The organism is Gordonia alkanivorans, assembly GCF_004011905.1.
GTDB lineage: Bacteria > Actinomycetota > Actinomycetes > Mycobacteriales > Mycobacteriaceae > Gordonia > Gordonia alkanivorans.
The window spans coordinates 1,116,029-1,140,499 of the sequence record NZ_CP027114.1; the positions used below are offsets into that span (position 1 = coordinate 1,116,029).

24 protein-coding genes are annotated in these 24,471 nt (G+C 66.8%); 10 read left to right on the plus strand and 14 right to left on the minus strand.

Going from position 1 to position 24,471, the window contains the following annotated elements:
- Nucleotides 1-30 precede the first annotated feature (30 nt).
- The 3 genes from C5O27_RS05110 to C5O27_RS05120 form a co-directional block, all read right to left on the minus strand.
- A complete protein-coding gene (locus C5O27_RS05110; RefSeq protein ID WP_006361076.1) occupies nt 31-648 on the minus strand; it encodes an SRPBCC family protein in 618 nt (205 codons plus the stop codon).
- A complete protein-coding gene (locus tag C5O27_RS05115; protein WP_127962079.1) occupies nt 645-1,163 on the minus strand; it encodes a hypothetical protein in 519 nt (172 codons plus the stop codon). The genes C5O27_RS05110 and C5O27_RS05115 overlap by 4 nt, the downstream gene beginning before the upstream one ends.
- 63 nt (nt 1,164-1,226) lie before the next feature.
- Entirely contained in the window at nt 1,227-1,913 is a 687-nt protein-coding gene (locus tag C5O27_RS05120) for a helix-turn-helix transcriptional regulator (RefSeq protein ID WP_006361074.1), read from the minus strand.
- A 280-nt stretch (nt 1,914-2,193) separates the two neighbouring features.
- Here C5O27_RS05120 and C5O27_RS05125 point away from each other — a divergent pair, with 280 nt between their 5' ends.
- On the plus strand, nt 2,194-2,937 hold the full coding sequence (locus tag C5O27_RS05125; protein WP_006361073.1) for an MSMEG_1198 family transcriptional regulator: 744 nt from the start codon (nt 2,194-2,196) through the stop codon (nt 2,935-2,937).
- Here C5O27_RS05125 and C5O27_RS05130 read toward each other — a convergent pair.
- Genes C5O27_RS05130 through C5O27_RS05150 form a run of 5 tightly spaced genes read right to left on the minus strand, consistent with a single transcriptional unit; the run spans nt 2,882 to nt 8,535 of the window.
- Nucleotides 2,882-3,754 (minus strand): HAD family hydrolase, encoded by an 873-nt coding sequence (locus C5O27_RS05130; RefSeq protein WP_127962080.1) that lies wholly within the window; start codon nt 3,752-3,754, stop codon nt 2,882-2,884. The genes C5O27_RS05125 and C5O27_RS05130 overlap by 56 nt on opposite strands.
- Nucleotides 3,751-4,869 (minus strand): cysteine protease StiP family protein, encoded by a 1,119-nt coding sequence (locus C5O27_RS05135; protein ID WP_006361071.1) that lies wholly within the window; start codon nt 4,867-4,869, stop codon nt 3,751-3,753. Before C5O27_RS05135 ends, C5O27_RS05130 begins: the two co-directional genes overlap by 4 nt.
- Nucleotides 4,866-6,179, minus strand: coding sequence for a phosphoribosyltransferase family protein (locus tag C5O27_RS05140; protein ID WP_127962081.1), 1,314 nt, complete (start codon nt 6,177-6,179; stop codon nt 4,866-4,868). The genes C5O27_RS05135 and C5O27_RS05140 overlap by 4 nt, the downstream gene beginning before the upstream one ends.
- Nucleotides 6,176-7,426 (minus strand): HpcH/HpaI aldolase/citrate lyase family protein, encoded by a 1,251-nt coding sequence (locus tag C5O27_RS05145; RefSeq protein WP_127962082.1) that lies wholly within the window; start codon nt 7,424-7,426, stop codon nt 6,176-6,178. Before C5O27_RS05145 ends, C5O27_RS05140 begins: the two co-directional genes overlap by 4 nt.
- The gene (locus tag C5O27_RS05150; protein WP_127962083.1) at nt 7,423-8,535 is read right to left on the minus strand and encodes a hypothetical protein; all 1,113 of its coding nucleotides are present in this window, start codon (nt 8,533-8,535) and stop codon (nt 7,423-7,425) included. The genes C5O27_RS05145 and C5O27_RS05150 overlap by 4 nt, the downstream gene beginning before the upstream one ends.
- Before the next feature lie 269 nt (nt 8,536-8,804).
- On the opposite strand from C5O27_RS05150, the gene C5O27_RS05155 reads away from it, so the two are divergent.
- Genes C5O27_RS05155 through C5O27_RS05165 form a run of 3 tightly spaced genes read left to right on the plus strand, consistent with a single transcriptional unit; the run spans nt 8,805 to nt 10,920 of the window.
- A complete protein-coding gene (locus tag C5O27_RS05155) occupies nt 8,805-9,425 on the plus strand; it encodes an AIM24 family protein (protein WP_006361067.1) in 621 nt (206 codons plus the stop codon).
- A gap of 14 nt (nt 9,426-9,439) precedes the next feature.
- A complete protein-coding gene (locus C5O27_RS05160) occupies nt 9,440-10,159 on the plus strand; it encodes an AIM24 family protein (protein ID WP_006361066.1) in 720 nt (239 codons plus the stop codon).
- Nucleotides 10,156-10,920 carry an AIM24 family protein gene (locus tag C5O27_RS05165; protein WP_006361065.1) on the plus strand — a complete coding sequence of 255 codons (765 nt, stop codon included), beginning with the start codon at nt 10,156-10,158 and terminating at the stop codon, nt 10,918-10,920. Before C5O27_RS05160 ends, C5O27_RS05165 begins: the two co-directional genes overlap by 4 nt.
- Nucleotides 10,921-10,996: 76 nt before the next feature.
- Here the strand turns inward: C5O27_RS05165 and C5O27_RS05170 are convergent, their stop codons facing one another.
- Both C5O27_RS05170 and C5O27_RS05175 read right to left on the minus strand, forming a co-directional pair.
- Nucleotides 10,997-12,151 carry a DUF475 domain-containing protein gene (locus C5O27_RS05170; protein WP_035753981.1) on the minus strand — a complete coding sequence of 385 codons (1,155 nt, stop codon included), beginning with the start codon at nt 12,149-12,151 and terminating at the stop codon, nt 10,997-10,999.
- Between the two features lie 146 nt (nt 12,152-12,297).
- Nucleotides 12,298-12,873, minus strand: coding sequence for a TerD family protein (locus C5O27_RS05175; protein ID WP_035753983.1), 576 nt, complete (start codon nt 12,871-12,873; stop codon nt 12,298-12,300).
- Between the two features lie 339 nt (nt 12,874-13,212).
- Here C5O27_RS05175 and C5O27_RS05180 point away from each other — a divergent pair, with 339 nt between their 5' ends.
- Nucleotides 13,213-15,222 carry an aconitate hydratase gene (locus tag C5O27_RS05180; RefSeq protein ID WP_127962084.1) on the plus strand — a complete coding sequence of 670 codons (2,010 nt, stop codon included), beginning with the start codon at nt 13,213-13,215 and terminating at the stop codon, nt 15,220-15,222.
- 3 nt (nt 15,223-15,225) lie between these two features.
- Here the strand turns inward: C5O27_RS05180 and C5O27_RS05185 are convergent, their stop codons facing one another.
- The 3 genes from C5O27_RS05185 to C5O27_RS05195 all read right to left on the minus strand — a co-directional run bounded on the left by C5O27_RS05185 (nt 15,226) and on the right by C5O27_RS05195 (nt 17,689).
- Nucleotides 15,226-15,651: a hypothetical protein gene (locus C5O27_RS05185; RefSeq protein WP_127962085.1), complete on the minus strand. Its 426-nt coding sequence runs from the start codon at nt 15,649-15,651 to the stop codon at nt 15,226-15,228.
- Nucleotides 15,652-15,826: 175 nt separating this feature from the next.
- Nucleotides 15,827-16,918 carry an inositol-3-phosphate synthase gene (locus C5O27_RS05190; protein WP_127962086.1) on the minus strand — a complete coding sequence of 364 codons (1,092 nt, stop codon included), beginning with the start codon at nt 16,916-16,918 and terminating at the stop codon, nt 15,827-15,829.
- A gap of 57 nt (nt 16,919-16,975) precedes the next feature.
- Nucleotides 16,976-17,689 carry a PadR family transcriptional regulator gene (locus C5O27_RS05195; RefSeq protein WP_035753986.1) on the minus strand — a complete coding sequence of 238 codons (714 nt, stop codon included), beginning with the start codon at nt 17,687-17,689 and terminating at the stop codon, nt 16,976-16,978.
- A 226-nt stretch (nt 17,690-17,915) separates the two neighbouring features.
- Between C5O27_RS05195 and C5O27_RS05200 the strand changes: the two genes are divergently transcribed.
- The 5 genes from C5O27_RS05200 to C5O27_RS05220 all read left to right on the plus strand — a co-directional run bounded on the left by C5O27_RS05200 (nt 17,916) and on the right by C5O27_RS05220 (nt 23,890).
- Nucleotides 17,916-18,308: a DUF5318 family protein gene (locus C5O27_RS05200; RefSeq protein ID WP_127962087.1), complete on the plus strand. Its 393-nt coding sequence runs from the start codon at nt 17,916-17,918 to the stop codon at nt 18,306-18,308.
- Between the two features lie 130 nt (nt 18,309-18,438).
- Nucleotides 18,439-20,811: a transglycosylase domain-containing protein gene (locus C5O27_RS05205; protein WP_127962088.1), complete on the plus strand. Its 2,373-nt coding sequence runs from the start codon at nt 18,439-18,441 to the stop codon at nt 20,809-20,811.
- The gene (locus tag C5O27_RS05210) at nt 20,771-22,432 is read left to right on the plus strand and encodes a glycosyltransferase family 87 protein (RefSeq protein ID WP_244216594.1); all 1,662 of its coding nucleotides are present in this window, start codon (nt 20,771-20,773) and stop codon (nt 22,430-22,432) included. The genes C5O27_RS05205 and C5O27_RS05210 overlap by 41 nt, the downstream gene beginning before the upstream one ends.
- Before the next feature lie 72 nt (nt 22,433-22,504).
- Nucleotides 22,505-23,446, plus strand: a complete 942-nt coding sequence (locus C5O27_RS05215; protein ID WP_127962089.1) for an 8-oxoguanine DNA glycosylase OGG fold protein — start codon at nt 22,505-22,507, stop codon at nt 23,444-23,446.
- Nucleotides 23,447-23,482: 36 nt separating this feature from the next.
- The gene (locus tag C5O27_RS05220) at nt 23,483-23,890 is read left to right on the plus strand and encodes a hypothetical protein (protein ID WP_127962090.1); all 408 of its coding nucleotides are present in this window, start codon (nt 23,483-23,485) and stop codon (nt 23,888-23,890) included.
- Between the two features lie 11 nt (nt 23,891-23,901).
- On the opposite strand, the gene C5O27_RS05225 is transcribed toward C5O27_RS05220, so the two are convergent.
- Entirely contained in the window at nt 23,902-24,471 is a 570-nt protein-coding gene (locus C5O27_RS05225) for a GNAT family N-acetyltransferase (RefSeq protein ID WP_127962091.1), read from the minus strand.

The window sequence follows — 24,471 nt, forward strand, 5'->3', positions numbered from 1 at the left end:
CGTCCCGTGGACCCGGCGCGACCTGCGAGGTCACCCGGCGTGCGCGAGAGCCTCGGCCCGCTCCTTGATCCCGTGGAGCATCTTGCGTTCCATGATCAGCGACCCGGGCTCCATCGGGATCATCGCCAGCTTCTTGCCCAGCCCGGGCAGCCGAAAGCGGTTCCGGCTGATCAGCCGCGTCGAGTCGCCGTCGGGGACCAGGGTGAACGACCACACCCAGTCACCGTCGGTGGTCCGGGTGACGAATGCGCGGCCGGGGTCGGCGATCTCGATGCGGGAGGCCTCGGGTCCGACACCGATCGTCTCGCCGACGACCGGATGCTGGAACTCCTCGAGCACCCGGTCGGTGCTGTGCATGTCGAGCCCGAGCAGGTTCTCGATCCAGTCGTAGGTGTAAGCGCCGCCCCGCGGCGACGGTCCCATCTGGGCCAGCCACGGGTAGATCGCGTCCGGTGGTGCGTCGATCGTGATCGCGCGCGTGGCCACACCGTCGGCGTCGGGCAGGAACTCGTCGCCCGGGAGTGCTGCGGCCACCTCCTCGTCCGTTGCGCCCCAGGTCATCACCCACGGCCGGACCCAGGCGCAGTACGCAGCGGCGGAACACGCGGTCGAAGCCAGCAGACCTGCGATGATCGGGCCGCTCCTCATTCCGGGTCCCGGTTCGACGCGGCGGACAGGGGGCGAGTCGGATACGGGTCGTCGGGCCGCGGTACCGGGCGGCGCGACAGCGTGCACCGCCATAGGATCGCCAGGCAGATCTCGATGATCCCGAGTACGACGATGACCGGTTGCAGGAAGAAGAAGATCTGGAGCAGCGCGGTCTGGATGCCGATCCATGCCACCAACGACGCGCCGCTCAGCAGACCCCCGAGAATGCCGAGCCGGGCGTCGACAGGCAGGACGACGACGGCCAGTGCCGCGAGCGCATGTGGCACGCCGATCGCTGCGATGAGTACGAGGCCGGGGCCGGTCCAGTTGTCGAACGGCGTGTGTTGCAGCCACTCCCGAGGCATCTTCCACCGGTCGTCGGCGAGCGCCAGACCACCGTCGATCGCCTGATACGCGACGAGCAACTCGACGACAGCCAGCAGCGCAGCGGCCCAGGTACGTCGGTATCCGGCAGCGATGGTGAGCGGGCGGCGGAGGCCCGGTGTTGACCTCATACCTCCAGTCTGCGCGCCCGGCGAGTCGGCGTCGTGGGTACTAGGTCCCTGACCAGGACGTTCTCAGGGGCGAACCCAACCGTCGGCCATGAACTCGAGGAGGAGCTGGGCCTTGTTGCCGATGGGTCGCCCGGCTTCTTCGTAACGACGCACGACGCGGCGGTAGTGCTCGCGGACCGTGCTCTCCGCGATCTGGTGTGCCTGCGAAGTCTCGCGGAGTGTGGCGCCGAGGGTGTAGGTCTGCAGGATCTCGCGCTCGCGTTCGGTCACCCGCACGCGGTCGGCGGGCGCGTGCGGGGTCGACTGCTGATCGGGCGGGCCGACGATCGCGGCAAGGGCCTGACGCAATGCGGATTCGGCGCCCGGCGAACGGGGTGAGATGCGGATGTGGTCGCGGGAGGCGATCCCGTCGCCGAGGAAGACGACGCGCACATTGCGCAGCATCGACGCACGCCGGACCTTAGCGAGCGAGCCGGGCGACCTGACCAGGAGGACGGCGGGATTGCGCAGGGAGGGAATCTGCCCAGGCTCGACCAGGGTGGCGCCGTAGCCGGCCCCCTCGATGAGGGCCACCAGTGCGGCGTCGAACAGATCGCCTTCGGCGACCACGACGGCGAGGCGTCTCAGATGGGAGTGGGGCTGCGACCCGGCGGATTGCGGGACGGTCCGGCCGACCGAATTGAGTCGGGACACGTTGGGCTGCGGGTTTGTCTCGTGCTGGCGGTGAAGTTCATCCAGAGGGGCTGACATCGGTACCGTCCTCCTGTCGACAGAATCCTGCTGCCGGCCCCGCGTGCCGCCGATTCTCTCGACCCGGCGGCATGATGGGAGCCGTGATCGACCTTGCTCGCGATCGGTTTGGCAGGCGGAGAGATGAACTGCTCTCAACGTCTACTTCTCTAGGGTTACGAACATTGCTCGATAAGTCACTGCCTTTCCGGCCCGATTGATAAGTAATCGAGCCATAATTGGCTCGAATGACTCCAGTAAATGCGTGATCACGCACGGATGGCCCGCATCAGGCAAAATCATGCACGTGCCGAATCGTCTTCGCGTGCTCGTCGCCTCCCCGCTCGGCCACGTCGTGGCGGGCCCTCTCCAAGGCGCGCTCGAACACGCTGTCGTCACCGTGGCGACCAGCGAGGACGAGTTCACCCGCTCGGTTGCCGGCCACGTCCGCTTCGACGTCGTGATCGCCGACCTCATCTGGAACCGCCCTGACCTGGAGTGGCGCTTCGACGGGCTCGACGCCATCGACGCCCTGAACAAACACGACCGTCAGGCGCCGGTCATCCTCGCGACCCAGGGCCATGGGCTCGAATCCGATCATCTCGATGAGGCGCGACTGCGCGACGAGGTCGCGGGCGTCATCGCGAAGTCCGACGGGTTCGCGACACTCATGCGCGCGGTGCGCGCGGTGGCGCTCGGTCAGGTGCTGGGGGAGAAGCCGGGGCCTCCGCGTCGGAGGCCTCTGTATGAGTTGTTCACGGGCCAGCGGGGTCATACCGCGGGACGCCTGGCGGGCGCGATCGCTTCGGGCAACGCGTCCGACGGTGCGAGTCTGGCGCGCGCGGCCAAGGTGTCACCCAACACGGCCAACAAGGTGACGAGTCACTACCTCGGCCCGATCATCTCCGAGCGTGGTGAGGCACCGACTTCGTCCCCGATGTCGCAGGCCGCCGTCTACCGCTGGTGCGGTCTGCACGCGCGGTACCTGATCAGCTGGTGCCGACGGCACGGGCACTCGGACGTGCTGGGTCCGATGCCGGCCTGACCGAACACCGGGCGTGGAGCCATTCGAGGATCTCCACCCCGGCGAGAGCGCCGGTCTCGGCGGTGACGGTGAGACCTGGCGTCGTCCAGCCGAGGAGCTCGAGCTCGCCGTGGCGTGGGCGGATCGCGTGGTCGGCGATCTCGAGAAGGTCGGCGTCCAACCACCCGTCACCGGCCGCGTACAGCTGCGCGTCCGTCCCGATCGTGCCGTCGTCGACGAGGCGACGACGCACCTCGGCGATCGCCGCGGACTTGGTGACCGACCGGGGCGTCGCGTAGATCTTGCGACCCTGCTGCGAGGCCGTCCACCCGTGCGCCGCGCACCAGTCCTGCCACGCGGGCAGAAACTCATGCGGCTGGGCCGCGGGTTCGACGACGAGGTAGCAGAACAGGTCGTCGGCGATCCGCAGCGACTTCACCCAGGAATCGTCGATGCGGGTGCGCAGTTCGGTGAGTACCTCGTCGAGGCCTGCGCCTGAGGCGGACACCACGCGTTCGATCTGGTGACGCCAGACCGGGTCATCGGCTCCGTCGACGAGGATCCGTCCGCCGTTGCTCGCCACGGCAAACCGAAACGGTCCGCCGGGCAGAGCGATTCGCTCGTACTGGTCTGGCGTCCGAGTCGTCGTCGGGATCACCGGCACCTCGTCGGCGAGGTGGGCGAGGAGCTGGACGGCGGTGGTCGTCATGTACGACAGCGGGGCGTCGCGGTAGATCTCGACGCAGACGGTGTCGAGGGCGGCGAACTGTGCCTCGCCCATCGCCGGTTGCGAGTAGATCATCGTCCGGTCGAGGTCGGTGGCGACCAGCACGCTCACGCGTCCTCCTTGATCAACCCGACACACGAGTAGGCGAGATCGGGCGAGACGTCCACCGGCACTCCGCGTTCGGTGGCGAGGAGTCGGATGTGGCGGTGCTCGGGCAGGTCGTCGGCGCGGACGAGGACCCGCCACGGAACGCGACGCAGCAGCACGCGGGTCGTCTCGCCCACGCCCGGCTTGACCAGGTTGATCGACGACAATCCGTAGTCGAGCTGAATCCGTTCGACCGATCGCCATCCCGACCAGGTCGGCGTCCGATGCTCCGCTGTCATGGCGGCCAGCGTGGCGGCGACGCGGTCGGCGACGGTGGGGAACTCGGCGCTCACCGCATCGAGAAGCCGACCGGAGACGTCGAACTCGGCCAGATCCCGATAGAACTTGGCGCCGTGGAACTCTCCCGGACCGATGTGGTCGGCGTTGAGGACCGTGCGCGACACCAGCCCCGACACGGTGGAGTTCAGGCATGCCGACGCGATGAGGAAGTCGTCGCGAGTACCGAACAGGGTGGTGCAGGAGCCGGGATCGGCGAGCACCGCCAGCTCGTCGTGCAGTGCCGGGCGGCCGGGAAGCTGCGCGTACTCGGCCAGCGCCGCGGTGAGTTCGCGCTGGATCGCACCCTTTCCGGTCCAGCCGTCGACGAAGACGATCGACTCAGCGGGATGGCGTTCGACGATGTGGTCCAGGGCGACCGTGTCGATCCCGCGACCACGCACGATCGAGATCGTGTAGTGCTGGGGCTCGATCCCGTGAACCGCCTGCATCCACCGGCGGATCAGGATGCCGACGGGTGTCCCGGCTCGCGCGAGTGACACAAGTGTCGGCGACGAATGCCGTTCGGTGAGAATCAGTTCGGAGACGACCCCGACCGCCTCGGCGAGTCGCTGTGCTGAAGACTGCAGCGTTGCCTGGAAGAGGTCCTGGTATTCGCGTCCCGGCTGGTACTCGATCGGCAGGGACTCGGCGTAATGCGCCTTACCCGACTGGATTCGACGTTCCCGCTCGTGCAGGTCGCCCTCGAGCGCGATGTCGGAGAGATCCTTGAGCAGCCACGTCACCTCGTCGGGTGCGTAGGAACCGAAGTCGGGACCGCGGAGCGGGGGTGTGGACGTCACGGGCTGACCGCCTGTCGTGATGCGCGGAGTTGCGTCTGGTCGGTTGCCGGGAGGATTGCCAGTGTGACGGGATGGCCTGCGGTGGTGAGGACGTCGAGAAGGCCGCCGGGGGAGCGGAGTTCAGGGGTGTCGGCTGGGGTGTCGATCACGACCACCACCTGGGGATCGGGCAGGGCGTCCGACGAGACGTTGTAGATGTAGCGCGGTGTCTCCGGATCGGATTCGGGTGCGAGGAAACGGAATCCTCGACGCAGCGGGTAGCCGGGCACGTTGTGGACCTGCGCGGGCGACCGAGTGGTCGTCTGATAGCCGGTCACGAAGCCTCGTTGCTCGAGGCCTTCGGCGATGCACAGCGGCGCGTACATCAGCTCCTCGTGTCCGACCACCACGACGGGACGCTGCGGATCGAGATGTTTCGCGATGGTCGCGGCGGCGGCCTCGGTCGCGACGCGGAACGGCCCCGCATCGGATCGCGCGAACCCGTGGCGGCCGCCGTCCGGCGTCCCCTTCGGCCAGTCGAGGTCGAGTGTGGTGACGGCCGCTCTTTCCGGCACAACGGGGTTGAGCGTGTCCGAGGTGAGTTCCCACACGTCGTCGAGCAGAGTGGGCGGCAACGTGACCGAGCCGTGTGCCAGTGCGACGTAGGAGACCTCCACGCCGAGGTCGGCGGCGGCCTTGGCGCAGATGGCCCGCTGATCGGCGCTACGCATGTCGACGAGTGAGGCGACGACGAACCGTGCGCGCGGGCGTGTCGCGACGATCGTCTCGATCGCGCCGAGCGCCGTGGTGCCGGTGGAGATCTCGTCGTCGACGAGGATCAGCGTCTCGTCCGGGGTGGTCGCGTCGAGAAAGCGCGGATCGCTGGGTTGCAGCAGGTGGGTGGTGGCGTGCGAATGCCCCTCTTCGAAGGTTCCCGACACGACTACGCCGGGAAGCCGACGACGCGTCGAGTGTAAGTAGCGGGACGCGGAGATCCGTTGGGCGACACAGTGTCCGAGTCCGGTGGCGGTCTCGGCGAAGCCGAACACGATGGAGTCGCGCGCGGCGTCGGCGCCGATCTGCTCGATGATCGCCGCACCGAGGTCGTCGGCAGCACGGCGAACCACGTGGGGAGGCGTGGGGATGTGCTTGCCGAGAACGGTCGAGACCAGGAGGTGGGCCCGCCGCTTGTTGTGGCGCAGACCGAGGACGACGAGGTCACGCACTTCGTGCTCGGCATGACCGGTGCCGTCGGACGTCACCTCCACGCCGAAGCGGGTGGTGACCCAGTCCGGTTCGCGGTCTGAGGGATCGTGGCTCACTGCGTTCACCGGGTGGTGGGTCCCGGGGCGGCGAGGGCGGTCAGGAGATCGACGAAGCTGACGCCTTGCCGGGTCACGCCGAAGGCGGCGGCTCGGTCGATCACGCGTAGCGCCCAATTGCGATGTGGTTTGAGCTCGTTCATCTTGTTCCGGTACGACGACGCCCGGACGCCGCCGGCTTCTCCGGAGAGGATGTCGAGCGCATCGTGATACTCCTCGTGGGTCACCGCGGACAGCGCATGCACGGCGGCGACGTGTGCCGGATGGATCACCGTCTTGCCGTGGAGGCCGTTGGCGCGGTCGAGCGAGATCTCGCGCAGCAAGCCGTCCATGTCCCGGCTGACCAGCTGCTGCCGGAAATAGACGGCGTCACTCTCGCGAAAAGGTGTGTGCCGCAACATCGGCTGGAACATACGCTCGTGGTCGGCGAAGTATTCCCACACCGGTCCGGTCACGATGAAGCCGGATTCGTCGGTGCGTCCGAGGTGGTTGACGATGCCGGCGATGACGTCGGCGGCGACCCGGACGTCGTAGATCGTGAGGTCGCGGTCCCGGCGGATTCCGAAGTAACCGCAGATGTCGGTGGCCCCGATACGAACGGCGAGCACGCTGGCGCGGTGTGCGCTGAGATGCGCGGCCAGGGTGGTCAGTTCCTCGTCGCGTGTCTCCCGGTGGACCACCGAGGCGGACTCCAGGACCGGCATCACCCACAGATGTTGTCCCAGAAGTTCACTCGCCTCGGCGACGGCGCCAAGCGCCTCTTCGGCGTTGGCGGAGTTGAACTTCGGGATGACGAAACCGGTGAGCGCTGATGGGGTGCTCGCAGACGGTGCACCTGCGGCCGACGGGCCGGCGAGGGCGGTGGCGATGCGCAGAACGCGGTCGGCCGATCGCGGCCGGACGAACAGGAGCATCGGCTCGCCGGGATTCTCCCCGATGTCGCGCAGGGCGGCGACCGCGTGATCGATGGCATCGGCCTCCTCGTGGTCGGCGACCGCGTCCTCGAGGTCGATGACCATCGAGATCACGCCCTCGGCCCGCCGCTTGCGGATGACGTCGGCGAGATCGGGACGGGTGGCGGGCACGTAGAGGGTGGCGCCGAGCGCGATCGCCAATCTCTGTGCGGGCCAGGTCCGATCGATCGACTCCGGTTGCCGGAAGAACAGTTGTTCGCGCGTAGCAAGTCCCAATTGACCGAAATGCCGGATTGTTCCGGGTTCGAGCCCGGGATCGTCGTGGCGTGCCGTGGTGGTCATCGTGCGGCCACCTGTCCTCTCATCCGGGAAACTATCTCGCTGATCCGGTCGTCCACGGCCCGCAACTGGGTCAGATATCCCCAGTAGTCGGGGTGGACGCGATCGAGCTCCCCCTTCGCACGCTCGATCCGGTCGGCCTGAGCATCGAGTACCGAGCCCCATTCGTCAACCAGAGAATGGTTGACCGCGAAGCGTTGGGCGTCGCGGAGTCGGAAGCGGACGCCTCGTTCGGCGTCCTGCGGATCGGCGCGCACCTCGCGCAGGAGCCTCAGCCGATCCAGGGCGGCGTCGACCGCGGCCTCCGCGACGGACAGATCATCGCGGGCGGCGTCGGCCTGTTCGATTGCCTGGTCGGGTGCGTCGGCGAGCATTCCGCGCGCCGTCGAGATCGCCGTATCCGCATGGGCCAGACGCTCGTCGACGATGGTCTCGGTGCGCTCCAGGTCGGTGGAACAGTCCGCGCTGAACTCCCGGCGCAACGTCGAGAGCGTGTCGGGAACCTGTGCGCTGCGGGTCGCGATGGCGCTGCGTCGGGTTTCCACCGACCGGATGACCCGACGGGCGCGGTCGGCGAACGCGGGCGCCTCACGGAGGAGGCTCTCGAGCCGCTGTGCCGACGTGATGACCGTCGCAGCCGCCGGCTGCCGCTCACGGAGGGCTGAACTCTGCTCGAAAACTCTCAACGCCCGGTCGAGTTCGTCGGTGGCCCGGGTCACCGACTGCAGCCGGCCGATCGCCGGACCGGCGTTCTCCAGGGCCGTCATCGCCCGATGCGAGGCGACGCGCGCCTCGTGGTCCTGGGCGTTCGCGGTCTGCACCGCGGAACGGGCGCGTCGGAGTGCGCCGGCGTTCGCCTCGGCGAAGCCGCGCATCGACGCCGTGACCGCCCGGAGGGCCTCGGTGGTGCGGTCGTAGTCCTGTTGCCGGACGCGCGTGCCCGCGGGCGGGGAGACGAGTTGGAGGTAGTCGCCGGTCACCTGGGCGTGCTGATCCCGGATCGCCGACCACGCCTCGCGCAGCTGCGAGCGCGGGTCGGTGGCGGCGACCACCGCGACCGCCGGATCGATTTCGGCGAGGACCGTCTCGGACTCCAGGAAGGTCGCTGTCATTTGTTCCGATGATGCAGGTGAGGCGGAACTCGTGCGTGAATCGTTGCCGAACCAACGACGTACGAAGTTTCCGGGCACGACACGATGCTATCGGCTAATTTCAACTCGGTATGAGGCCGGACCGATCGACTCACAGCTGAGCTCATCAGCCACCTCATGGCGCAGATGGATGCCGATCGGCGGCGGTGCCGTGATTCGGGGACGGCGTCGGGGAACACACGAGGGGGGCCGAGCGGCGGCCTCCCGGCGGCGCGAGAGAGGCACGTCGAATGCAGTTGGTACAACGATCCAAACGCGTGGTCGAGGCCAGGCTGAACAACACCGCGGTCCGCGCGATCAGCGGTTCGATGGTGGCTTACGAGGGGCAGGTCGCGTTCAAGTCGGCCGGCTTCGGCGGTGGTGACGGCGTGCTCGCCGGTCTCAAGCAGCGGGCGACCGGTGAGGCGTTGTCCTTCATGGAGGCCTCGGGCAACGGCATCGTGTACTTCGCCCACAACGCGGCCGAGACGACGATCATCGAACTCAACAACGAGACGCTGCAGGTCGAGTCCCAGCAACTCATGGTGCTGAACGGGAACCTCCAGACCAACGTGACGTTCGCGGGTCTGCGCGGCGCGTCGTCGGGACAGGGACTGTTCACGACGACGGTCAGTGGACACGGCCAGATAGCCCTGCTGTCCAACGGTGGCCCGCTGATCCATCTGGAGGTGTCACCCCAGTACCCACTGGTCGTCGATCCGGATGCATTCGTGTGTGCCCGTGGGCAATTGAGCCAGTCCTTCGTCACCGACGTCTCCTGGCGCTCCGCCCTGGGGCAGGGTGGCGGCGAGGCCTTCTCGCTGCGGTGGGACGGCAGCGGAGTCGTGTCGATCCAACCGGCCGAGCGGTGAGGGTGAGGTAGCGAATGTTCACCAAGGTCAACAGCAAGATCGTCTCGGTCGACATCGGCCGCAGCGGACCGGTCATCGCCCGCAAGGGGGCGATGATCTTCTACAAGGGCAACGTCTTCTTCCAGCCGCATCAGATCGCCGGTGCCGGAATGGGCGGCGGCATGCCCGGATTGGGTGCGATGGGCGGCATGGCCGGCCGTATGCTCGCCGGCGAGCACGAGTCGACGATGATCGCACAGGGGCAGGGCGAGGTGCACTACGGATTCCTCGGCATCGAGGTACACGTCGTGGATCTCGGCGCGGTCGGCGGAACCATCCGAGTCGAGGCCTCCCGACTACTCGCATACGGCGCGAACCTGCAGGCGTCGGTCGTATCGGTGGCTTCCCAGGGAGGGAGTGGGGGAGGTGGCGGAGGCGGGGGTCTGTTCGGTGCCCTGCGGTCGGCGGCGGCCGGCGCCGTCACCGGCCAGGGTATGTTCACGACGCAGCTCTCCGGTCCGGGCTCCGCGGTGATTCTCGGCCACGGCGGGGTCTTCGAGCTCGAGGTGACGCCGAACAAGCCGCCGGTGACCGTCGACCCGCAAGCCTTCGTCGGCTCCGCGGGACAGGTCAACACCAACCTCCGCTCGACCGTCAGCTGGCGCAACGTCGGCCGGACCGGCGGCGAGGCAATGCAATTGGAGTGTTCCGGGCAGGGCATCGTCTACGTGCAGGCATCGGAGGAGAAGCTGTGAGCCAACTCAACACCGTGTGGAGTCCGATGACTCTGCCGTCGGACGACAACGTTCCGGACAACAACTACTCGTTCTGCATCGACCTGAACCAGCCCTGGTTCATGTCCAAGGGCGCGATGATCGCCTACTACGGTCAGATGCAGTTCACCTCACTGCAGCAGGGCTTGCAGGGCCAGCTGCTGCAGATGGTGGCGCAACAGTTCTCCGCCCCGCTGTACCTCGGCGATTACGTGGTGGCCGAGGGGCAGGGCAAGCTGATCATCGGCGACCGCGGCTACGACATCAACGCCTACGACCTGGAGGACGGCAATCTCACCATCCGTGCGTCGAATCTACTGGCGTTCCAGCCGAATCTGTCGCTGAATCAGTCGATCGTGCCCGGCTTCCTCACCCTGATCGGCACCGGCAAGTTCCTGGCGTCGTCGAACGGTCCGGTGATGTTCGTCGAGCCGCCCGTGCGCGTGGACCCCGAAGCGCTTGTCGGCTGGTCGGATTGCCCGTCCCCGAGCCATCACTATGACCAGGCCTGGGTGAACAGCTTCATCGCCGCCGCCGGCCAACGATTCGGCATCAATTCCGGCGAGGAGCGGCAGTTCGACTTCACCGGCGCCGGAACGGTTCTGGTGCAGTCCAGTGAGAAGGTGCGCGACGACTCGTCGGTCCTGCGCACCATCCAGGGCCAGCTGCCGGGTCTCTCGGTGCCGGGCCTGCAGCAGATCAACCAGCAGATCAGTCAGCAGCTCACACAGCACCAGGGCTGACACCCGCGGAAACGAGAACTGCGCCGCAGATCCGGAAAGGATCTGCGGCGCAGTTGTGTGTGCTGTGTGCGGTGCGCTACACCTCGACCTTTTCCTGCTCGCCCTTCGCAGCGAGGCGGTTTCGGCGAACCACGCTGGAGATCAGGGCCGCGATGATCAGTGCGACACCGATCAGGCCGGTGATGATCTCCGGCACGTGGGTGCCGATCGAGTACAGCAGGATGAACGCCAGCGCGCCGATGGCCCAGTGGGCGCCGTGCTCGAGGTACACGTACTCCGAGAGCGTGCCCTTGCGGACCAGGTAAACGGTGAGCGAACGGACGAACATCGCGCCGATGAGGCCGAGACCCAGGGCGATGATGATCGGGTCCGCGGTGATGGCGAACGCGCCGATGACGCCGTCGAACGAGAACGACGCGTCGAGCACCTCGAGGTAGAGGAACAGGAAGAAGCCTGCCTTGCCGGTGGCCTTCGCCAGGTTCGACGGACCGGAACGCCCGTTGTCCCCTTCGGCCGCGGCCTTCTCGGCCGAGTCGGTACCCGGTTCTGCCGACTCGTCGTGCTCTTCGACCTCGACGTTGAAGTACTCACCGAGGCCGTTGACCAGGATGTAGGTGACCATGCCGAGCGCGCCGGCGATCATGACCGTCGACCGCTCGTCGGCCGGCGCGATGAACGTCGCGGTGAGCACGAGGAGAGTGATCGCGATGACGACCTCGAGCATCTCCAGCTTGCCGATCTTCTCGAGCGGACGCTCGATCCACGACAGCCAGGTGATCTCCTTCTGTTCGAACACGAAGCCCAGGAACAGCATCAGGAGGAACATGCCGCCGAACGCCGCGATCTGCGGGTGGGCGTCGGTGATGATCGTCTCGTAGCTCGGGTCACCGTTGGCGAAGTAGGCCGCGTCGTTGGGCGGCGGGTTCAACGCGAGGTCGAGTGCGTCGACCGGGTTGAGTCCCGACGCGAGCCACACGATGACCAGGGGGAACACCAGACGCATGCCGAAGACGGCGATCAGGATGCCGATGGTGAGGAAGATCTTCTGCCAGAACTCGCTCATTCTGCGAAGGATCGTGGCGTTGATGACCGCGTTGTCGAAGGACAGTGAGATCTCGAAGACGCCCAGGATGGCCGTCAGGATCAGCGCTTCGACACCGCCATAGAGGAACGCGATGATCAGCGACACGACCGTCACGACGACCGAGAGGCCGAATATTCGTACTACCACTAGCTGGTGGCCTTTCTGAGGTGTTCAAGGGACCGCTGCCGACGGCGACGCCGGAGGGTGAAGACACGAGGATGCCGCACCCACTCTAGGAGAGGTGCGGCATCCTCGCGGAATCTGCTGCGCCGAACAGCAGGCGAAGACCGGACTCAGACGTTGACGCCGAAGTCGCGGGCGATGCCCGCGAGCCCCGATGCGTAGCCCTGACCGACGGCGCGGAACTTCCACTCCGAGCCGTGGCGGTACAGCTCACCGAAGACCATCGCGGTCTCGGTCGAGGCGTCCTCGCTGAGGTCGTAACGTGCGATCTCCGAGCCGCCCGCCTGGTTCACGACGCGAATGAACGCGTTGCGCACCTGGCCGAACGACTGTGAACGAGCGTCGGCGTCGTAGATCGAGACGGGGAAGACGATGGAGTCGATGTTCGGGGGAACAGCGGCGAGATCGACCTTGATGACCTCGTCGTCGCCCTCACCCTCACCGGTCAGGTTGTCGCCGGTGTGCTCGATCGAGCCGTCGGGCGAACGGAGGTTGTTGAAGAAGACGAAATGCTGATCCGAGACGACCTTCTTGTCGGTACCGAGCGCGATCGCGCTGGCGTCGAGGTCGAAGTCGGTGCCGGTGGTGGTGCGGATGTCCCAGCCGAGGCCGACGGACACCGCGGTCAGTCCGGGGGCCTCCTTGGTCAGCGAGACATTTCCGCCCTTGCTCAGGCTCACGCCCATGAGATTGTGCCTTTCTGTTGGTACGTGGTCTGGTGATGTCCGATTCGTCCGGGGTGCAGCCGATCGGAGCAACCGACAACACTCTATGTGAAGGGGGTGTCGGGGTCACTGGGTCGGATAGATGACCTGCGGGTTCCCGGATCCACGACACCTCGGGCCGGGACACATGTGCGCATCCAGGAGGGGACGCTGGCATGTGATGGGCATCACTGCGACCATGGAGGTCAGTCCGAGCGTGAGCGCCAGGCGTGTCGCGGTGTCGACATCGGCGGACGGTTTCTGACGTCGGTTCAGTCCCGAGCCAGTGTGGCTCGGGCGTGAGCCGATCAGGAGTGTGCGATGCCCGCCCAGAACGTTGCCCGCAAGCTCATCGAAGCCCACCTCGAGGCCGGGGAGATGACGCCCGGCGACGAGATCGCGATCCGCATCGACCAGACCCTCACCCAAGACGCCACCGGGACGCTGGTCATGCAGGAACTCGAGTCGCTGGGTCTCGACCGCGCCCGCACGGAGGTGAGCGTCCAGTACGTCGATCACAATCTGCTGCAGACCGATGAGAAGAATGCCGAGGACCACGAGTACCTGCGCACCGCCTGTGAACGGTTCGGGCTCTGGTTCTCCAAGCCCGGCAACGGCGTCTCCCATCCCACCCACATGCAGCGGTTCGGCATTCCCGGCAAGACGATGGTCGGGTCCGACTCGCACACGCCCGCCGCCGGATCCCTCGGGATGCTCGCGATCGGCGTCGGCGGTCTGGAGGTGGCACTGGCCATCACCGGTCGCCCGTTGAACATCGGGATGCCCGAGATCTGGGGCATCAGTCTGGAAGGCGAACTGCCGCAGTGGTGTTCGGCCAAGGACGTGATCCTCGAGATGCTGCGACGCCACGATGTGAAGGGCGCGGTGAACCGGATCATCGAGTATCACGGCCCCGGCCTGGCGAGTCTGACGGCGATGGACCGGCACGTGATCGCGAACATGGGTGCGGAACTGGGTGCGACGACGACGGTGTTCCCGAGCGACGACGCGGTGCGTGAGTTCCTCCGCGCCGAGGGTCGCGAGGACGACTGGACCGAGCTCGTCGCCGACGACGGCGCGACCTACGACGCCGAGGAGACCATCGATCTCACCGAGATCGTCCCGCTGATCGCGAAGCCGTCCTCACCGGGGGACGTCGTGCCTGTCAGCGAGGTCGCCGGCGAGGAGATCTCGCAGGTTGTCATCGGGTCGAGTGCCAATCCGGGCCTCCGCGACTTCGCCATCGCCGCGGCGATGGTGGCGGGGCGGCAGACGTCGTCGAGTGTCAGCTTCGACATCAACCCGACCTCGCGCGAGATCCTCACCGACCTCACCAAGATGGGTGCCACGACCAACCTGGTGATCAGCGGCGCACGCATCCACCAGGCCGGCTGCATGGGCTGCATCGGCATGGGACAGGCACCCGCGACCGGTCAGAACTCCCTGCGCACGATGCCCCGCAACTTCCCCGGGCGGTCGGGCACCAAGGACGACAAGGTGTGGCTGTGTTCACCGGAGACGGCGGCCGCGTCCGCGCTGACCGGCGTGATCACCGATCCGCGCGAGTGGGCCGCCGAGAACGAGGTCTCATATCCCGATCTGGAGCTGCCGCAGGAGCATTCGGTCAACACCGCGATGCTGGTGCCGCCTCTCCCGCCGGAGGAGGCAACGCAGATCGAACCGGTGAAGGGGCCCAACATCTCCGACCTGCCGGACCTCGATGCGCTCCCCGATGTCGTCGAGGCGCCGGTGCTGCTGAAGGTCGGCGACAACATCTCCACCGACGACATCTCGCCGGCTGGTGCGAAAGCGCTGCCGTATCGGTCGAACATCCCGAAGCTCGCCGAGTTCTGCTTCACCCGCATCGACGACACGTACACGGAGCGTGCCCGATCCACGGACACCGGCCACATCATCATCGGCGGTGACAACTACGGACAGGGCTCGTCGCGCGAGCATGCCGCCATCGCGCCGCGCCATCTCGGCCTGCGGGTGGTGATCGCCAAGTCGTTTGCGCGCATCCACTGGCAGAATCTCGCGAACTTCGGTGTGTTGGCGGTGGAATTCGTCGACCCCGCCGACTACGACGCCGTCGAGCAGGACGACACCCTGCGGTTGGAGAACCTGCGGGACGCCCTGGGTGCCGATGACGTCCTCACCGTTCACAACCTGACCAAGGATCGCAGGTTCGAAGTCCGGCACCGACTCTCGAAGCGTCAGGTCTCAGATGTCCTGGCCGGTGGCCTGATCCCGCGGCTCGCCGCCGAGGAACACCCCGACGAACATCGAGCCGAGGAGACCGTGCTGCAGGACAGCGGCGAGATCAGCTGAGCGTCAGCGGACGTACCCCGTGAGCTGGTAGGTCTCCGGCGGACCGGTGATCGACGAGTAGAGCGAGACCTGAGTGAACGCGCCCTTCTTCGGCGCGAACAGCCAGATACCGACCGGGTACCTCGCGATCTTCCCGGCAGCGCAGTTCGGGTCACAGAGCTTGCGGTTTTCGGTGCCGAAGCCGACCGCGAAGGCGTCGGTCCATGCGAGCCAGGTGATGTCGGAGACGATGACTCCCACATCGGCGCAGAAGATCGACGAGAGAGTGCGGGGCTGAACAAGTTTCGCGCCGTCGCAACCGCCCACGACCGTCACTGCGGGGGCGGGCGCCGGAGCGGCAGCGGCGGTCCCGAGGCCGGTGGCGCCCACGATCGCGACCACCGCGGCGACCGCAGCGGTCACGCAGGTCCTGATGATGTTCCGTCGCATGAGATCCGCCTTCCGGTCGGGTTCCGGCACGCGAACATTCTCGGACACCCGGACGGGCCGCGGACGCCAAACCGCCGATCCCGGCGCCCATATGGGGGACACGACGAAGCCCCCGCCGGATCGGAGTGAACTCTCGACCCTGGCGGGGGCTGCGTACGTGGTGTTCCGAAGAGGATCAGGCCTCGACGATGAACGCCTCGAGCTGCTGACGGGCGACGTCGTCGGCGAGCTGCTTCGGCGGGGACTTCATCAGGTAGGCCGATGCCGGGAGGATCGGGCCGCCGATGCCGCGGTCCTTGGCGATCTTGGCGGCGCGCACGGCGTCGATGATGATGCCGGCCGAGTTGGGGGAGTCCCAGACCTCGAGCTTGTACTCCAGGTTCAGCGGCACGTCACCGAAGGCACGACCCTCGAGGCGGACGTAGGCCCACTTGCGGTCGTCGAGCCATGCGACGTGGTCCGACGGGCCGATGTGGACGTTCTTGTCCTCGACCTTGCCGGCGAGCGAGCCGGTCAGGTTGGAGGTCACGGCCTGGGTCTTCGAGACCTTCTTGGACTCCAGGCGCTCGCGCTCGAGCATGTTCTTGAAGTCCATGTTGCCGCCGACGTTGAGCTGGTAGGTGCGGTCGAGGGTGACGCCGCGATCCTCGAACAGCTTCGCCATCACGCGGTGGGTGATGGTGGCGCCGACCTGGCTCTTGATGTCGTCGCCGACGATCGGGACGCCGGCGTCGGTGAACTTCTTCGCCCACTCGGGGTCCGAGGCGATGAAGACCGGGAGTGCGTTGACGAAGGCGACGTTCGCGTCGATGCAGCACTGTGCGTAGAACTTGTCGGCCTGCTCCGAACCGACCGGCAGGTAGCTGACGAGGACGTCGACCTCGGCGTCCTTGAGTGCCTGGACGATGTCGACGCCCGAGCCGTCGGCCTCGGTGATGGTCTCGAGGTAGTACTTGCCGAGACCGTCGAGGGTATGACCACGCTGGACGGTGACGCCGGTCGGCGGCACGTCGGCGATCTTGATGGTGTTGTTCTCGCTGGCGAAGATCGCGTCGGACAGGTCGAAGCCGACCTTCTTGGCGTCCACGTCGAACGCGGCGACGAACTCGACGTCGCGGACGTGGTACGGGCCGAACTTCACATGCATCAGGCCGGGAACGCTGGCGTTCTCGTCGGCGTCCTTGTAGTACTGCACGCCTTGCACCAAGGATGAAGCGCAGTTTCCTACGCCCACAATGGCAACGCGCACCTTATTGGGCTCACCCATGGTCGGGCTCTCCTTCTTGTTGCGGCGTCGCAGACCTTCGCTGCGCCACCGGTGTTTTCACTTGCTCGGGTGCCCGAGCTGTTCGTCCCGGCTCTGCGGCGAGTCCGGTTCTGGCAATTCGTCATCGGCTCGTCCGGTGCCGGCGTCCGGCCCCGGATCGACAGGTGACTGTTCGGTTCCGGCGTCGTCCCGAGCGGTGTCGTCGGGATCGAATGTGTCGGAATCAAACGGACTTGGAGTCCCGTCTCGCTGTTGGGAGCTCTCGGCGGCGATCAGCTCGTTGAGCCAGCGGACCTCCCGTTCGCTGGACTCGAGGCTGAGCTGATGCAGCTGACGGGTGTAGCGATCGACCGCCCGGTTGGACCGTCCGACGATCTCCCGCAACCCTTCGCGGCGCTCCTCCACCTGCCGACGACGACCCTCGAGGATGCGCATGCGCGCAACTGCGGGAGTCCGGCTGAAGAACGCCAGATGCACACCGAAACCGTCGTCGGTGTAGTTCTGCGGACCGGTGTCGGCCACGAGCTCGGCGAACCGAGTGCGGCCGGCATCGGTGAGTTGGTACACCCGACGCCCACGGCGAACCTTCATGCCCGAGGGCGCGTCGGCTTCATCGATGAGACCGTCGGCCTGCATCCGGCGCAGCGTCGGATACAGCGAGCCGTAGGAGAAGGCACGGAAGGCCCCGAGGAGCCCGGTCAGCCGCTTGCGCAGCTCGTAACCGTGCATGGGGGCTTCGAGAAGCAACCCCAGAATCGCGAGCTCGAGCACTTCGTCACCCCCCTCCGGTCCGTCGATGTGTCGAAAGGTGCTGACAGCACAACACCTCGCTCCGATGTGTTTGCCAATGTATCGCACCGATATAACCGGTGTCCACGACGAGGTCGATCGAGGAAGGTACCTCGCGCGTTGGGCGGTCTCGGCGGCCGCCCGGTTCCGCGGAGCGCGCGGACCCGCCGCGCCGACGACAAAGGTGTGACCACGTACGCTTGGAACCGTGCAACGCCAGATCGTCGACTACGCCCTGCAGCGGCGCGCTCGGCTGTCCTCGGTCCACGCGGGCCGGACCGCCGTGTCCGACGTGTGCGATGCGAGTCCGTACCTTCTGCGCGCGGCGAAATTCCATGGTCGGCCCAGCGAGACGATGTGTCCGATCTGCCGAAAAGAGCAGGTCACACTTGTGTCCTGGGTGTTCGGCGAACGGCTTGGCCAGGTGAGCGGCTCAGCGCGGAGTACGGACGAGATCACCCGTCTGGCGACCACCGCCGAGGAGTTCTCGGTGCATGTCGTCGAGGTGTGCCGGACGTGCAGCTGGAACCATTTGGTGCAGTCATACGTTGCCGGGCTGCCGCCGCGGACCACGCGTCGCACCCGACGTGTGGCCAAGTAGTGCGCTGGCCTGCGGCTTTTTGCCGAGGCCTCATGCGTGCTGTCACAGTGGAGTGGCACGAGGCTAGAGAATGAGCCCGAGGTCAGCGGTGCGCGTGACGTGCCGCACGGCCCGGTAGGAAAGGTGGACGATGAGCGAGGCGTACGGTTCTTCGCCCACACCGCGCGGTACCGGACCCCGTCCCGGTCGCAACGGTGGCGGTAACAACGGACGAGCCAGCAGGCAGGCCACGGAGGCGCGGCAGAAGCGCTTCGCGTGGGCGCTCGGCGCAGTGGGTGCGATCGTCCCGGCCATCGTGCTGGTGCTGATCATCGCGTTTGCATTCACCTACTTCACCGCGGAGATCCCCGAACCCGAGGTCAGCCAGAAGGCGACGATCGTCGACACCTCCGGCCGCACCCTCGCCGACATCACCCAGCCCGACGGCAACCGCACCGTCGTCCCGTTCGACGAGATCCCCGAGACGATGATCCAGGCGATCGTCGCTGCCGAGGACCGCGAGTTCTGGACCAACAACGGCTTCTCGCCGCGCGGCCTGTCCCGCGCCATGATCGGTCAGATCACCGGCAACCAGTCCGCCGGCGGTGGTTCGACGATCACCCAGCAGTACGTCAAGAACGCGATCGTCGGCGACGAACGCAGCTTCGACCGCAAGTTCAAGGAACTCGCGATCGCCGCCAAGATGAACGAGCGGCACGGCTGGTCGAAAGAGAAGATCCTCGAGGCCTACCTCAACACCATCTACTTCGGGCGCGGAGCCTACGGCGTCGCCGTCGCCACGCAGAAGTACTTCAACAAGTCCATCACCGACAAGGCGCGGGCCAAGAAGAACCCGCTGACCTTCGAGGAAGCCGCTCTGCTCGCGGGCGTCATCCGCGCGCCGTCGTACTACGACCCGGAGAACAACCTCGAGGCGACCGAGGCCCGCTGGCGCTATGTGCTGAGCGGCATGGTCGCGACCGGAGCCATCACCAAGCAGCAGGCCGACAACGCGGTTTTCCCCAAGACCGTGAAGGCGCGTGTCAGCGGAAGCGACGAGACGCCCGGCCCCAACGGTCTGATCAAGCGTCGGGTGCTCGAAGAGCTCACCAGCGTCGGCATCACCGAGAAGCAGCTGCAGACCGGCGGCCTCAAGATCAGCACCACCATCGACCCCCAGGTGCAGAACGGTGTCGTCCAGGCGGCTTGCCGCAAGAACAAGATCTACAAGTGTCCGAACGGTCAGCTGAACGGTGAACCCGACGACCTCCTGGCGTCCGTGGTGTCCATCGACCCGCAGTCCGGAGCCGTGCGCGGCTACTACGGTGGCGACAACGCCGGGGGATGGGACCTCGCGCAGGCGGGTCTCCAGACCGGCTCGTCGTTCAAGGTCTTCGCGCTCATCGCAGCCCTCGAACAGGACATCCCGCTGTCGAAGACCTACAGCTCGGCGCCCTTCGAGGCCAGCGGTGGACTGACGGTCGAGAACTCCGACGGTGAGAGCTGCGGCTCGTGCAACCTCGCGACCGCGATGAAGATGTCGCTGAACACCGTCTACTACCGCCTCATGATGGACCTCAAGCGAGGCGCCCAGGACGTCGCCGACGCGGCGCACCGGGCCGGTGTCGCCGAGTCCTTCGGCAACATCGAGAAGACCCTGGAGGAGGCGAACGGCTCCCCCGAGGGCGGCGTGGTGCTGGGCCAGTACCAGTCCCGCGTCATCGACATGGCCTCGGCATATGCGACGCTCGCGGCGTCCGGCGTCTACCACGAGCCGTACTTCGTGCAGAAGGTCACCGACTCCGAGGGCCAGGTGCTCTTCGAGCGCAAGAACGAGGGCAAGCGGGTCTTCCCCGCCAAGGTCGCCGACACCGTGACCGCGGCACTCGAACCGATCGCCGCGTACTCCAACGGCAACTCGCTCTACGATTCGTCGCTGGGCGCGCGTCCGTCGGCTGCCAAGACCGGCACCGTGCAGCTCGGCGACACCGGCAAGAACAAGGATGCCTGGATGGTCGGCTACACGCCGCAGCTGTCCACCGCGGTCTGGGTCGGCACCAACGACGGCACGGCGCTCACCAACTACAGCGGCGCGTCGATCTACGGCAGCGGCCTGCCCTCGCAGATCTGGAAGGCGGCCATGAACTCCGCCCTGGAGGGCAAGGAGATCAAGGAGTTCCCCGAACCCGAAGAGGCGATCGGCGGACAGGTCGGCATCCCGTACGAGGCGCCGGCGACGACATACGCCCCGTCCACGCGCTCGCGCGGACCCTCTGCTCCCACCTTCGAGATCCCCGATCAGGGCAACGACGGCAACCTGACCCTCGCACCGGGCGTGACCATCCCGATCCCGGGAGCCCCGCGCGGCGGCGGCAACTCCGGTGGCGGCAATTCCGGTGGCGGCAATTCCGGCGGCGGGAACTCGCCCGGTGGAGGCACCGGCGGCGGGAACACCCCGGGCGGCGGAGGCAACCAGCCCGGTGGTGAGGACGGCGGAGGCGTCCCTGAACCGCCCGTCGGCTGACCAGGACACCTCGGCTGACACCGACGACGCAGCCGACCCTGCCTGGGACAGCCCTGCACCGTTGGCGCGTGACGAACGCGTCGACGCCGAACGAATACTCCCGACACGCTCCGACAACCTCGTGCGCGAGGCGAGTTCACTCATCGGCGGCCCGGCGGGCGCGCATGCCGTCATCGGCCGAAGCCGCCACCTGACCCCGCTACGCGTGCTGTTCGCGCTCGCGTTGTGCGGATTGGCCATCGGCTGGTTCGGCAAGGCGGGTTGCCTGCAACAGGCCCCGGCCGGCGACGGTTCGTCCGGACGCCCCGGCGCCGAGATGCGACTCGACTGGGACGACCAGCGACAGTTCACCAACCTCTGCTACAGCGACGTCATCAGCCTGTACGGCGCGGAACGACTCAACATCGGGGCGCTGCCGTACCGCGACTTCTGGTTCCAGGAGGACTCCCAGGGCCAGACCATCAAGCGGTACATGGAGTATCCCGTGCTCACCGGGATGTTCATGTACGGTGCCGCGCAGTTGACGCGCGGCTGGGTGTGGGCCGAGGAGAACTGGGGTGTCCCCGGCGCGCTCGACGTGGTGCTGTTCTTCACCATCGTCGCGTTGGGCCTGGCCCTGTTCTGGCTGGTCACCATCTGGGCGACGGCTCTCACTGCGCGGACCCGGATGTGGACGGTGTGGCTGGCGGCGCTGTCGCCGCTGGTGTTCGTCCACGCCTTCACCAACTTCGACACCATCGCGACCGCGGCCGTCGCGGTCGCGCTGCTCGCGTGGTCGCGGGACCGGCCGTGGATCGCGGGCGTGGCGATCGGCGTCGGCGCCGCGGCGAAACTCTATCCGGCGTTGTTGCTGGTGGTACTGGGAGCGCTGTGTCTGCGGACCGGCCGAGTCCGCGAGTTCGGGGCCACGGCCGCCGCAGCCCTCGCCGCGTGGCTGCTGGTCAACCTCCCGATCCTGATCCCGTATCCGACCGGGTGGTGGGAATTCTTCCGGTTCAACGCCGACCGGTCCGCCGATGCCGACACCATCTACCGCGTCCTCGCCGACACGCTTGGTTTCACATGGAACATCGACCATCTGAACGCGCTGTCGGTCGGGCTGACGGTCCTCGTCATGGTGGCTGTCGCCCTCATCGGCCTGAGTGCGCCGTTCCGACCCCGTGTCGCGCAGCTGGCGTTCCTCGCGGTCGCCGGCTTCCTGCTCGTCAACAAGGTGTGGAGCCCGCAGTACTCGCTGTGGCTGGTGCCGCTGGCAGTGCTCGCGATCCCACACACCAGGCTGCTGCTGACGTGGATGACGATCGACGCGCTGATCTGGATTCCGCGGATGAGCCTCTTCCTGGATGCGGAACGCCGTTGGCTGCCCGACCAGTGGTTCACGGCCGCGGTGGTGCTCCGGGGAGTGATGGTCATCGTGCTGTGTGCGGTCGTGATCTGGCAGATCTGGCATCCGCAGGAGGACCTCGTCCGGCGCGGGAACGACGGTCGCTGGTACGACGATCCGGCCGGTGGGGTGCTCGACGGCGCACCGGACCGCATCCGGTTACGCCTCCCGTCGCGGCTCGTGCGGCGGCGCGCCGAAGTCGAAGTGGCCGAGCCGGTTTCGGCCGGGAGTCCGTGAGCTGACCGCGCCGGCCGAGCTGGCGTATCGGAAGGAGGGAACCGAACTCCGCCTCGGCGCGTCCAATCCAGCATGAATCCCTCACAACTCGCTGTTCCCGACGACCTCATCGACTGGCTCGCCGACGGCGATCGCGCGACCGAACTCCTGACCGATTCCGTCCTGGTCGACCAGCAGTGGTGGATCGACCATCTCGCCGAGTTCGACATGCCGAACACGCTGCACGGCAGCAAGATCAGTAGAGAAGACCTGTTCGCCCTCGGCGCCGTCGCCGGCGAGTCCCCGGAAGATGCAATCGCGCTGTTGTGGAACGTCGTCGCATTCTGCCTGGGCCGTCAGAACGCAGACGGGAAGAAGCGGATCGCCGCCGTGGCCGCAGACCGCAAACGTCTCGGCCGACTCCTCCAGGAGGCCGCCCTGGCTAGTCGCGACGACCCCGGCGCGGCGTACGCGATGCTGCGACCGGACAAGGGCGGCAACACCATCGAGAAGCTCGGCCCGGCCGGGTTCACGTGGTACCTGTACTTCGCGGGTGCCGGCGATCCGAAACATCCGAGCCCGGTGCTCGAGGCCAAGGTCGGCCGATCATTGCGGCGTGCCGGTTGGAAGGGCCTGCGCGACGGCGTCTGGACCGCCGCCGACTACTTGACCTATTCCCGGATCGTCGACCGCTGGCGCACGGAGGCCGGGATCGATCGCAACGACGTCATCGTGCGCGGACTATTCGCGATCTCGCCGCCGAGCGGATGGGACCATCCGTGGCAGGCGTGGGAACGCGAGACCTGGGAAAAGGCGAATTGGGTACGCGGCCCCTTGTCCACCGACGATCTGCGCATCATCCACCGCTGGTTGTGCACTCTCTCCGCCCTGGCGCCGAGATCCGCTGAGGCACAAGGCGAATTCAGGCAGTTGGGTCACAAGATCAGCCAGGCGCTCAATGGTGAGGTCAGTGAGATCTACGACGGATTCGACGAGGATCGCGTCTACGGCAGCTACATCGGTCGGCGAATTTGAAGGTTGACGCACCCTCGGGTTGGGTATTGTCGGGACATGGCTGAGCGTGGCGAACAGGTCCCGGATACGACCGCCGAGGCGGTCGGAAAAGTGGGTGAGGCGCTCGAGTACGTCGAACGCGCCCGCGGTCACCTCTACAGCTTCCACCAGCTCATCGGGCATGCGGATCTTCTGCTCGGGGAGGCCGTGGACGCGCTACGTGAAGACGGACACGCCGACATTGCGGAAATCCTCGCAACAGAGATGGTCGGACGCAATGTCATCAACGGCCGCTGGACATTTCAGGTCGTCGAGGAGTTCGACGACACGTACTGGCACCCGTTCCGGGCCCATACGGAACGGGTGCGCAACGAGTTGACCGACGGGGAACGGCATCTGTACGAGGCGCGGATGAAAGAAGAGCGACGGACGCATGGTCATCCCTACCACTCGAAGGAGCCATGATGCCCGGCGTGTCAGCTAATCCGTTGTAGCAGTGCGGCTTTCGCGTCCGGCCACTCGTCGTCGGTCATCGAGTAGAGCGCGGTGGTCCGCCATCCGTCGCCGAACCTCCGGTGTTTGCGGAGCAGACCTTCGAACTGAGCGCCGAGCTTCGCGATCGCGGCGCGGGACTGCGTGTTGTGCTCGTGGGTGTGCCAGGTGAGCCGGACGGCGCCACGATCTTCGAATGCATGACGCATCAGCAGGTACTTCGCGGTCGGGTTCACCGTCGTGCCCTGGACGCGTTCGCTGTAAAAGGTGTAGCCGATGCACGCGGACCGGTTGTGTTCATCGATGTCGTAGAAGCTCGTCGAGCCGACCACCCGACCGTCGGAGTTGTCGACGACGGCGTAGGCGAGGCGTGATTCGAGTGCCGACTCGACGAAGCGTCGAGCGGATCCCTCGTCGTAGGGCACGCCGGGAACCCAGCGGAACCGGGACGGATCAGCGACCACCTGCGCGAGTGCAGTTGAATCGTCGAATGTCAACGGGCGCAGAGTGAGACGGTCACCCGCAAGCTGTCCTGCACCAAGCCAAGAACTCAT